The sequence below is a fragment of the Zoogloea sp. genome (assembly GCF_044344315.1).
Taxonomy (GTDB): domain Bacteria; phylum Pseudomonadota; class Gammaproteobacteria; order Burkholderiales; family Rhodocyclaceae; genus Zoogloea.
The window spans coordinates 1-11,139 of the sequence record NZ_JBIJDC010000142.1 but is presented as its reverse complement, the minus strand read 5'-3'; the positions used below and the strand labels follow the sequence as shown (position 1 = coordinate 11,139).

The 11,139-nt window shown below is 65.7% G+C and carries 6 protein-coding genes and 1 pseudogene; 3 read left to right on the top strand and 4 right to left on the bottom strand.

Going from position 1 to position 11,139, the window contains the following annotated elements; translation table 11 throughout:
* Positions 1-1,350, top strand: a 1,350-nt coding sequence (locus ACIQ09_RS20450; protein ID WP_398313980.1) for an EF-Tu/IF-2/RF-3 family GTPase, incomplete at its 5' end; no start/stop codon positions are given.
* Between the two features lie 119 nt (positions 1,351-1,469).
* Here the strand turns inward: ACIQ09_RS20450 and galU are convergent.
* From galU to smc, 4 genes are read right to left on the bottom strand one after another with little or no spacing between them, the layout of a single operon-like run.
* Positions 1,470-2,342 (bottom strand): UTP--glucose-1-phosphate uridylyltransferase GalU, encoded by an 873-nt coding sequence (gene galU, locus ACIQ09_RS20445; protein WP_398313978.1) that lies wholly within the window; start codon positions 2,340-2,342, stop codon positions 1,470-1,472.
* A 2-nt stretch (positions 2,343-2,344) separates the two neighbouring features.
* Positions 2,345-4,441 (bottom strand): NAD-dependent DNA ligase LigA, encoded by a 2,097-nt coding sequence (ligA, locus tag ACIQ09_RS20440; RefSeq protein ID WP_398313976.1) that lies wholly within the window; start codon positions 4,439-4,441, stop codon positions 2,345-2,347.
* A 12-nt stretch (positions 4,442-4,453) separates the two neighbouring features.
* Complete coding sequence (locus ACIQ09_RS20435; protein ID WP_398313974.1) at positions 4,454-5,533, bottom strand: cell division protein ZipA C-terminal FtsZ-binding domain-containing protein; 1,080 nt, start codon at positions 5,531-5,533, stop codon at positions 4,454-4,456.
* 41 nt (positions 5,534-5,574) lie between these two features.
* Complete coding sequence (gene smc / locus ACIQ09_RS20430) at positions 5,575-9,099, bottom strand: chromosome segregation protein SMC (RefSeq protein ID WP_398313972.1); 3,525 nt, start codon at positions 9,097-9,099, stop codon at positions 5,575-5,577.
* A 333-nt stretch (positions 9,100-9,432) separates the two neighbouring features.
* On the opposite strand from smc, the gene dapC reads away from it, so the two are divergent.
* Both dapC and ACIQ09_RS20420 read left to right on the top strand, forming a co-directional pair.
* Entirely contained in the window at positions 9,433-10,647 is a 1,215-nt protein-coding gene (gene dapC, locus ACIQ09_RS20425; protein WP_398313970.1) for a succinyldiaminopimelate transaminase, read from the top strand.
* Positions 10,644-11,139: pseudogene (locus ACIQ09_RS20420) on the top strand (2,3,4,5-tetrahydropyridine-2,6-dicarboxylate N-succinyltransferase); the annotation flags it as partial. The gene dapC and the pseudogene ACIQ09_RS20420, both read left to right, overlap by 4 nt.

Below are 11,139 nucleotides of genomic sequence, written 5' to 3'. Positions count from 1 at the left end.
GAGCAGCTCGACGTCCCGGTCATCTACGCGTCCGGCCTCAACGGCTTCGCGATGGAGAACCTCGAAGACGAGCGCACCGACATGCGCCCCCTGTTCGAGGCCATCCTCAAGCACGTGCCTGCGCCCGAAGTGGACTCCGAAGGCCCGCTGCAGATGCAGATCTGCTCCCTCGACTACTCCACCTACATGGGCCAGATCGGCATCGGCCGCATCAAGCGTGGCCGCATCCGTCCGAACCAGGAACTGGTCGTCATGTACGGTGACGAGAACCGCGGCAAGGGCAAGGTCAGCCAGATCCTGACCTTCAAGGGCCTCGAGCGTTCCCCCGCCGAAGTGGCCGAGGCTGGCGACATCGTGCTGGTGGCCGGCATCTCCCAGGTCAACATCGGCGTCACCCTGTGCGACCCTGACCGCCTCGAAGGCATGACCCCGATCGCCGTGGACGAGCCCACCCTGACCATGAACTTCATGGTCAACTCCTCGCCCCTGGCCGGTCGTGAAGGCAAGTTCGTCACCAGCCGCCAGATCCGTGAGCGTCTCGAGAAGGAACTGCTGAAGAACGTCGCCCTGCGCGTCAATTTCACCACTGACTCCGACACCTTCGAAGTGTCCGGCCGCGGCGAACTGCACCTGACCATCCTCCTCGAGAACATGCGTCGTGAAGGCTACGAGCTGGCCGTCGGCCGCCCGCGTGTGGTGTTCAAGGAGATCGACGGCGTCAAGTGCGAGCCCTACGAAATGCTCACCGTCGACGTGGAGGAAGATCACCAGGGCGGCGTGATGGAAGAGCTCGGCCGTCGCCGTGGCGAACTCCAGGACATGCAGCCGGACGGCAAGGGCCGCGTGCGTCTCGAATACCGTATTCCGGCCCGTGGCCTGATCGGCTTCCAGGGTGAGTTCCTGACCATGACCCGCGGTACCGGTCTGGCCAGCCACGTGTTCGACGACTACGGTCCGATGGGCGGCACACTGGCAGAGCGTCGCAACGGCGTGCTGATCTCCCAGAACGACGGCGAAGCCGTGGCCTATGCCCTTTGGAACCTGCAGGATCGCGGCCGCATGTTCGTCAGCCCCGGCGATGCCCTGTACGAAGGCATGATCATCGGCATCCACACCCGCGACAACGACCTGGTGGTGAACCCGATCAAGGGCAAGCAGCTCACCAACGTGCGTGCCTCGGGCACCGACGAAGCCGTTCGCCTGATCAACCCAATTCAGCTGACCCTCGAGTCCGCCATCGAATTCATTGCCGATGACGAGATCGTTGAGATCACGCCCAAGAGCATCCGCCTGCGCAAGCGCTTCCTCAAGGAACACGACCGCAAGCGCGCCGCTCGCGACGAAGCATAAGCAAGATGACCTGTCAGGCCGGGGCGACCCCTCGGCCCGGACAATAAAAAAGCGCGGCCCTCGAGCCGCGCTTTTTATTGCCCGTCCGCCCCTTGATCAAGGGGCTCGATCTGCCCAACTCACGTGCGCGAAGCCAGGAAAGCCGCAAATTCAGCGCCGACTTCAGGATGCTTCAAGCCCAGTTCCACAGTCGCCTGCAGGTAGCCCAGCTTGGAGCCGCAGTCATAGCGCACGCCTCGGAACTGGTAAGCCAGCACAGCTTCCTCCTTGAGCAGTGATGCGATGGCATCGGTCAGCTGAAGCTCGCCACCGGCCCCCGGTTTGAGTTGGCGCAAATGGTCGAAGATGCGCCCGGTCAGGATGTAGCGCCCGATCACAGCCTGGGTGGACGGCGCCTCTTCAGGCTTGGGCTTCTCGACGATGCCGCTGACCCTCTGCACCTCACCGTTATCCCGCTCGGTACTAACGATGCCGTACTGGCGGGTCTGTTCGCGGGGAACGTTCATCACGCCCAGCACGGAGCAGCGGTGATAGTTATAGACCTCGGCCATCTGACGCATGACCGGCGACTCCCCCAGAGAGTCCAGCAGATCGTCGGCCAGCAGCACCGCGAAGGGCTCGTCTCCCACCACCGAAGCGGCACACAGCACCGCATGCCCCAGGCCCAGCGCCTCGGCCTGACGTATGTAGATGCAATTTACATGGGACGGCACGGTATCCCGAACGATCTTCAGGAGTTCGGCCTTGCCACGCATCTCCAACTCGGTCTCCAGTTCGTAGGCCTTGTCGAAATGGTCCTCAATAGCCCGCTTGGAGCGGCCGGTAATGAATACCAGATCGGTCATGCCTGCCGCCACCGCCTCCTCCACCGCATACTGGATCAGCGGCTTGTCCACGATGGGCATCATTTCCTTGGGGCTGGCCTTGGTTGCCGGCAGAAAACGGCTGCCCAGACCGGCCACGGGAAAGACCGCCTTCGTCACCTTTTTCATCATCACTCTCCGAATAACATTCCCTGACCGTCGGGCGCGCCCGCTTCGGCCGGCTTCAACAAACGACGCAGTCCGTCCTCGTCCAGAATGGTGACGCCCAGTTGTTGCGCCTTCTCGAGCTTGCTGCCTGCGTCACTGCCCGCCACCACATAATCCGTCTTTTTCGACACCGACCCTGCCACCTTGCCACCCGCAGCTTCAACGAGGGCGGTAGCCTCATCCCGGCTCAGGCTCGGCAGGGTTCCGGTAAGCACCACCTTCTTGCCGCTCAGGGCACCGGCCTGAGGGCGGGTCGCCGGCTCTGTCTCGGGCCAGCGCATCTCCCGTTGCAGCGCGGAGATAACCTCACGGTTATGGGGCTCGGCCAGAAAATCGAGGATGCAGTGGGCCACCACCGGCCCCACATCCGGCACCTCGAGCAACGCCGCCTCGTCGGCCGCCAGAAAGAGCTCGAGCTTGCCGAAATGGCGTGCGAGGTCCTTGGCCGTGGTCTCGCCCACATTGCGGATGCCCAGGCCGAAGATGAAGCGCGCCAGCGAGGTGTCCCGGCTCTTGTCGATGGCCGCCAGCAGGTTGATCGCCGATTTCTCGCCCATCCGCTCCAGCCCCGCCAGAACCTCCTGGCTCACCCGTTGCGGGTCGTACAGATCTGCCGGCGTGCGCACGATGCCGGCACTGACCAGCTGATTGACGATCTGATCGCCCAGTCCATCCACATCCACCGCCCGCCGGCTCGCGAAATGGAGCAGCGCCTGCTTGCACTGGGCGGGGCAAAACAGCCCGCCGGTACACCGGGCCACCGCCTCATCCTCACCCCGCACAACATGCGAACCGCACTCGGGGCACACATGGCCGATGGCCTCGAGCAGGTCATAGCGAGGCAATTCCCCCTCACGCCGTTCGGCAATCGGGCCGACCACTTCCGGGATCACGTCACCGGCACGGCGCACGATTACCCAGTCCCCCACCCGCACATCCTTGCGATCGATCTCGCCCTGGTTGTGCAGGGTGGCGTTGGTGACCGTCACGCCTCCCACGAACACCGGTTCCAGACGGGCCACCGGGGTGACCGCACCCGTGCGTCCCACCTGCACGTCGATACCCAGCAGGCGGGTGGCCACTTCCTGGGCGGGATACTTGTGGGCCACGGCCCAGCGGGGCTCACGGGAGACAAAACCGAGGGTCTGCTGCAAATCGAGGCGGTCCACCTTGTACACCACCCCATCGATGTCGAAAGGCAGCGACTCTCGCAGGCTTGCCATCTCCTGATGGAAACGCGCCAGGCCCTCCGGCCCATCGGTGCGACAGCGGTGCTCACATACGGGCAGGCCAAATGCGGCGAGGGCATCCAGCACCTCGGAATGGGTCGCCGGCATCGCCCATCCCTGCACCTCCCCCAGCCCATATGCAAAGAAGGACAAGGGGCGCCGGGCCGTGATGGTGGAGTCAAGCTGACGCAGACTGCCCGCAGCCGCGTTGCGCGGATTGACGAAAACCTTCTGTCCGGCCGCCTCCTGGCTGGCGTTGAGCCGCTGGAAATCATCCCGGCGCATGTAGATCTCGCCCCGCACCTCCAGCACCGCCGGCGCATCGCCCTGCAGTCGCAGGGGGATCCGGCGCAGGGTGCGCACATTGGGGGTGACCTCTTCGCCGGAGCTGCCATCGCCCCGCGTTGCCGCCCGGACCAGCACACCGTGCTCATAGCGCAGGTTGATGGCCAGCCCATCAAACTTGAGCTCGGCGGCATAGGTGACGGGCGGAGCCGATTCGTCCAGCCCGAGGGCCCGACGGACCCGGGCGTCGAAGCTTATGGCTCCCTGCGCCGTGGTGTCGGTTTCGGTGTGGATGGACAACATCGGCAGGGCATGCGCCACTGCCGCCAGCTCCGGGGACGGACGCCCCCCGACCCGCGTGGTGGGCGAATCGGACGTCAGCAGCTCGGGGTGAGCGGCCTCGAGCGCCTGAAGCTCGTGGAAGAGACGGTCGAACTCGGCGTCGGGAACGGTCGGCGCATCGAGCACGTAATAGGCGTATTCATGGCGTTCCAACTCCGCACGCAGGGCCGCCGCCCGTGCGTGCGCTTCCGCGCTTGCCGTCATGGACAGCCCGGATCAGGAAAACAGGCGGCGGGCCAAGCCCGAGCCCGGGGCAATGCCGTACTCGGCCATCTGCCCCTGAAACTGCTCGATCTGCGCCCGGATCAGGCCAACGGCCTTGTCGCCGAAGGGCGAACGGTTGTCGTCCACCACTGCCCCGTTGAGGGCTTCCGCGAGTTGCTGGGCCACGGTCATCATGCGCTCGAACACCCGCACGCCGTCGGCAACCCGGGGGACATCCAGCGTCAGCGTCACGCCCTGGGTGGTGAGCCCGCGCATGTCCTCGGCCACAAACAGGGACGATTCAAGATTGCCCAGCACGAACTGACTCACGCCTTGCTCGTCGCGGGCGTGGAAACAGCCATCCTCCAGCAGCTCAAGGCCAGCCGCCTCGGCCAGACCACGTAGCTTGGTGCCGGCGAAAGCCTGCTCGCGGGCCACCACATTGACGCCGATCTGGATATCCACGCCAGCGCAGAAACGGTCCAGCTCGACGGCTTGGTTCAACGCCTCGGCCTTGGCCGGCAGGGACGGAATGGCCATGAAGATGTCGCACATGCGCTGCAGGCCCTCAGTCACGCGGGCAAGGTCGGCATCGCCCGCAGGACCACGGCGATCCACCAGCTGCAGGGCCACACAGACCCAGTGATAACTGCTGCCACTGTTCGGGCCTAAAGCTTCCCAGCGGTTGTCGGAATCGGAGAAGCCGAACCAGCGCACCGGTTTGGCGACGCCCTGGAGCTGCTCCGAAGCGGCCTGCCACAGGCGGCCTGCGACCACGGGTTCGATGGACTCGACGCGCACCACCCAATCAGCCCGCTCGTCCACCTCGGGTGGCAGCAGAGGCGGCACCCGGCGGGCGCTGGCGTCCTTAACGGTCTTGGCGCTGGGCTGAACACGGACTGGCACATCAGCGCTGATCACCGGTTCAACCCGCTCAGAGGAGCCCACACCTGCGGGCAACTCGCTGAGCACCGGTTCCTGGGCACTTGCCGGCACGAGCGGCTCCATGGCCTTGCGCTGCTTGCGCTCCTGCCACTTATTGAACGCAAAGATGCCGACGACCACTACGCCGCCGACACCCACCAGACCCATTTGCAACTCACTGATTGCCATCGATTTCCCTTGTTTCCCGGTCAGGCTGCGCCAGCTTCGGCCAGACGCAGCGCTTCCTCGATATCCACTTCCACCACTCTCGACACCCCCTGCTCCTGCATCGTGACCCCCACCAGCTGCTGCGCGATCTCCATGGTGATCTTGCTGTGGCTGATGAACACGAACTGGGTCTGCGACGACATGCGCTTGACCATCTGGCAATAGCGCTCGGTATTTGAATCGTCCAGGGGTGCGTCGACCTCATCCAGCATGCAGAAAGGCGCAGGATTGAGCTGGAACATGGAAAATACCAGAGCAATCGCCGTCAGGGCCTTTTCGCCGCCCGAAAGCAGCTGGATCGAGCTGTTCTTCTTGCCCGGCGGCTGTGCCACGATGGAGATCCCGGCATCCAGGATTTCGTCACCGGTCAGCACCAGCCGCGCTTCGCCCCCTCCGAACAGCATGGGGAACAAGCTGCCGAAATGGCGATTGACCGTATTGTACGTCTCCTGAAGCTGCTCACGGGTTTCCCTGTCAATCCGCCGGATCGCATCTTCCAGTGTCTCAATGGCCCCGAGCAGGTCATCGGTCTGGGCATCCAGGTAGGACTTGCGCTCCGATGCCGCCTTCAACTCATCGAGCGCGGCGAGGTTCACCGGTCCGAGCTCGGCGATCTCCCGACCCAGGCGGCCCACCTCACGCTGCAGCGAGCCCTCCCGCAGATCCGGCGTGAGCAAGGGCGCAAGCACCGCTTCATCGGCCTGGGCTTCGTCAAGCCGCGCAGCATGCTGCCCCTCCGCCATCTCGGCGGCCTGCACCCGTAAACGCAGATCGGCCACCCGCTCCCGCTGGGGAGCCGCCGCATGCTCGGTGCGTTGCCGCTCCTCTTCCAGTGCCCGCAGGCCGGCATTGGCTTCCTCGAGGGTATTCCGGCAGGCTGCCAGCGCGCTTTCACGCACCGTCCGCTGACCGACAGACTCCTGCAGGGCGGCCGCCACCGATACCTCGTCGATCTCCAGCAGGGATTCGCGGCGCTCGACCAGCTCATCGGCGATCCGTGCCAGCTGCTCGGCGGCCAGCGCCCGGTTGCGCTCGATGTCTTCCAGCTTGCTGCGGCACTCGCGTTCGGAGTGGCGGGCCTCCTGGAGCTCTCGCGCCAGTGCCTGTTCGAGGGCGCGGGTCTCACGCAGGGCGCTGTCCCGCTCCCGGCGCACCGACTCTGCCGCGTCCAGACGGCCGCGCTGCAGCTCGGCCATCTCGCGACTGCGTTCAAGTTCCGTCTCGGAACGCATCAGACGATCCCGCTCCGCCTGCTCGCCATGGGCGATCTCACCCAGATCCCGGTCGATCTGACCGCAGCGCTCTTCGTAGCGCATCCTGGCCTGATTGAGCTTGAGCACCTCTACCTGCTCCGCATGCACGCGGGCCTGGAGGGCCTGGGCATCGCGGCGCAGGCTGGCGATGGACTCCTGCAGACGGCTGGCCAGGGCTTCCGCCTCGCCCACCGCACTGTGGGCCATGGCAGCCTCGTCCTGGGCAGCCTGCACTTCGGCGGTCAGGTGCTCGATTTCCCGCTGGCGTTCGATGACCCCGTGGGTGCGCGAGTCCGGCGCATAGTGGCTGAGGGCGTAGCGATCAAGGAGCCGACCCTCCCGCGACACCAGCGTGGTGCCAGCAGGCAGTTCGCTGCGCCGCACCAACCAGTCGGACAGGTCATCGGCAACAAAGACCCGACCAAGCCATGCATTCAGGACTTCGCCGAGCTCCGGATCGGCATCCACCAGGGCAGCCAGCGGACGCGTGCCCGCCGGCACCTCACCGCCGACAGCGCCCGGAATACCGTCCGGCAGCAGGAAAGCCACGGCCCCCGGCACCTTGTCGGCCAGCGCCGCCAGCGCCGCCTGCCCGTCCACCGCCGGCAGCGCCGCCAGCCGCTCGCGCAACACGGCCTCGACAGCCAGCTCCCAGCCGGCCTCGACGCGAATGCGCTGCCACAGGGGCGTCAGCGCGCCCAGATGATGACGCTTGAGCCAGTCGCCCAGCTGCCCCTGCACCTGCACCTTGCTCTGCAGCTGCACCAGGGCCTCGCGGCGCGCGCGCAGCTCGGTGGCACGGCGCTGGGCCTGGCGCTCCGCCTCGACAGCATGCTTGAGGGCCTGCTGGGCGGCGGGCACCTGCGCATTGATCTCGGCCAGCTCGGCCTGGGCGCGGGACAGACTGTCCTCGGCCTCCTCGAGCATCGCCTCCCGCTCGGCCACCTGACGCAGATCCGGCGCCTGCACGGCCGACTGTTCCTGCTGCAGGCGCAGGCGACGCTGGGACAAGGCCTCAAGGGTGCGCTCGCTGCTCACCCGGTGAGCCTCTTCAACACGGATCTGCTGCTCGGCGTGGTTGAGCTCGCGGCGCACGGCGGCGGCGGCGGCATCGGCGGTACGCAGGGCGTCTTCCGCCTCGGGCAGGCGTTCGCCAACTTCGCCATGCCGGGCTTCAGCCTGCTCCGCCCGTATGGCTGCGTGCTCGAGCAGCCCGCCCCAGCGCTCGCCGTCGGCGGCCAGGGCATCGAGCTGGCTACGCCACTGGGCATCATCACGCTCGAGCTGGGCCAGCCGGCTTTCCAGAATGCGCCGGCTATCCCGCAGACGGGCAAGCTCGCCCTCCAGCCGGGTCAGCTCGGAACTCACCGCATACAGCGCCTCCTGGGCGAGTTGCACGCCTTCGTTGGCACCCAGCTGCGCGTCGCGGGCCGTTTCGAGCTGACCCTCGAGGGTCTGCAGATGCGTGGAATCGGCCTCGATGCGCCGGGTGGCCTCGGCCAGTTCGTCAGACAGCCGGGCGCGCTCGGCCCGCGCCTCGTTGCGCTTCATCAGCCACAACAGATTCTGACGCTCGGACAGGCTGGCATTGAGCTGTCGGAACTTCTCGGCAATGGCGGCCTGGGTTTCGAGCTTGCCAATCTGCTGACCAAGCTCGTTACGAATGTCCTCGAGACGGGTCAGGTTGTCCCGGGCATCGGACAGACGCCCTTCGGTCTCCCGCCGCCGCTCACGGTACTTGGTCACCCCCGCGGCCTCTTCGAGAAAGCCTCGCACTTCTTCGGGCTTGGCCTCGATGATGCGCGAGATCATGCCTTGCTCGATGATGGCGTAGGCCCGCGGGCCAAGGCCGGTACCGAGGAACAGGTCGATCACGTCCTTGCGGCGGACCTGCACCCCGTTGATGTAGTAGGTGGACTCGCCGCTGCGGTCGAGCACCCGCTTCACCGCCACCTCGGCATAGGGCTTCCACTGGCCGGCGGCCTTGCCTTCGGCGTTATCGAACACCAGCTCGACGCTGGCCCGGGACACCGGCTTGCGCGTCGTGGAGCCGTTGAAGATGACGTCCATCATCGACCCCCCGCGCAGGGCCGAGGCCCGCGACTCGCCCAGCACCCAGCGCACGGCATCGATGATGTTCGACTTGCCGCAACCGTTCGGACCGACGACACCCACCAGATTGCCGGGCGTGAGCACGGTGGTCGGATCTACGAAGGTCTTGAAACCGGCAAGCTTGAGTTTGGCCAGGCGCACGTATTCAGGGGGCTTGAGGAAGGCTTAGACGGGCAGACATGCCGCAACAATGCTGCACCGCCACATTAACGACGGCCGCTATAATAACACCTGCAAAAAAAGCGGCCATCGGGCATGTTCCATTCTCCCGCAGGCCCTTTCTGCAGCCGTTGCACCCTTTGTACTTGTTGCACCCGTTACAACCATGGCACCTGAACTGCCGCCCGCCGCGGCCACCTGCACGGCAGTGCGCCATGGCAGCACGCGGCACGCGACCTCTGGCGCCCGCACCGGCATTGCCGGCACCCATGACCCTCCGCCCGCTCCGGGCCGACTACAGGACACCTTCCGAACGTGAATCCGCACCTCCAGGATCTCCACCCCTATCCTTTCGAGAAGCTGCGCGCCCTCTTCGAGGGCATTGCACCCCCCGCCGGTCTGTCGCCGATCCGTCTGTCCATCGGCGAGCCCCAGCATGCGACGCCCGAATTCATCCGCCAGGCCCTGGTGGACAACCTCGGCGGCCTCGCCAACTACCCGACCACCCAGGGCTCTGACACCCTGCGCCAGTCCATCGCCGGCTGGCTGGAACGGCGCTATGGGCTGCCGGAGGTCAATGCGGCCACCCAGATCCTGCCCGTCAACGGCTCGCGGGAAGCCCTTTTCGCCTTTGCCCAGTGCGTGATCGACGGCTCCCGGCCCGATGCCCTGGTGATATGCCCCAATCCGTTCTACCAGATCTACGAAGGCGCCGCCTATCTGGCCGGTGCCCAACCCTACTTCGTCAATAACCTGCCGGACGACCGCTTTGCGTCCGACTTTGCCGCCGTGCCGGAAGCCGACTGGCAGCGGGTGCAGCTGGTGTACGTGTGCTCCCCCGGCAACCCCACCGGCCGCGTGCTGTCCCTGGATGAATGGAAGCAGCTCTTCGACCTGTCGGACCGCTACGGTTTCGTGATCGCCGCCGACGAGTGCTATTCCGAGATCTACTTCGACGACGCCCATCTGCCCATCGGCGGGCTCGAGGCCGCCCATCGCCTGGGCCGCAGCGACTTCCGCAACGTGGTGATGTTCTCCAGCCTGTCGAAGCGCTCCAACGTGCCCGGCATGCGCTCCGGCTTCGTGGCCGGCGATGCCGCCATCCTCAAGAAATTCCTGCTCTACCGCACCTACCATGGCTGCGCCATGAGCCCCACCGTGCAGGCCGCCTCGGCTGCCGCCTGGAACGACGAAGCCCACGTGGCCGAGAACCGGCGCCAGTACCGCGAGAAATTCCACGTCATCACGCCGATGATCGCCGCCCATCTGGACGTGGAACTTCCCGACGCCGGCTTCTATCTATGGGCCCGGGTGGATCGGCTCGGGCTTTCCGATACCGAGTTCGCCCGCCGCCTGCAGGCCGAATATAATGTAACGGTTCTGCCCGGCAGCTACCTCGCCCGGGAAGCCCGCGGGGTCAATCCCGGCGCGGGCTTCGTGCGCATAGCGCTTGTCGCCGACCTGGCAGAGTGTGTCGAGGCAGCCCGCCGCATCGTCACCTTCGCCCAACAACTATCGAATAAACCATGAGCGTTCAAATGCACATCACGCCCCACCACGAGAACCCCTTTGCCACCCTGATCGAGGAGCTGTGGGAGCGCCGCACCGACCTGTCGGCAGCCAGCGCCACCAAAGAGCAGATCGAGGTCATCGAACATGTCATCGAAGAGCTCGACCAGGGCAAGCTGCGCGTCGCCGAGAAGATCGACGGCGAGTGGGTGACCCACCAGTGGATCAAGAAGGCCGTCCTGCTCTACTTCCGCACCCATGACAACAAGATCATGGAAGGTGGCGACACCCGCTATTTCGACAAGGTCCCGACCAAGTTCGACAACTACGACGCCAATGATTTCGCCGCCGGCGGCTTCCGTGTGGTGCCCAACGCCGTGGCACGCAAGGGCAGCTTCATCGGCAAGGGTGTCGTGCTGATGCCTTCCTACGTAAACATCGGCGCCTACGTGGGCGAAGGCACCATGGTCGACACCTGGGCCACCGTCGGCTCCTGCGCCCAGATCGGCAAGA

What these genes read in the sequence shown, in the direction of transcription:
- ACIQ09_RS20435 (WP_398313974.1), bottom strand. Translation starts at nt 5,533, where the DNA reads ATGGGTCTGGTGGGTGTCGGCGGCGTAGTGGTCGTCGGCATCTTTGCG.
- galU (WP_398313978.1), bottom strand. Translation starts at nt 2,342, where the DNA reads ATGAAAAAGGTGACGAAGGCGGTCTTTCCCGTGGCCGGTCTGGGCAGC.
- ligA (WP_398313976.1), bottom strand. Translation starts at nt 4,441, where the DNA reads ATGACGGCAAGCGCGGAAGCGCACGCACGGGCGGCGGCCCTGCGTGCG.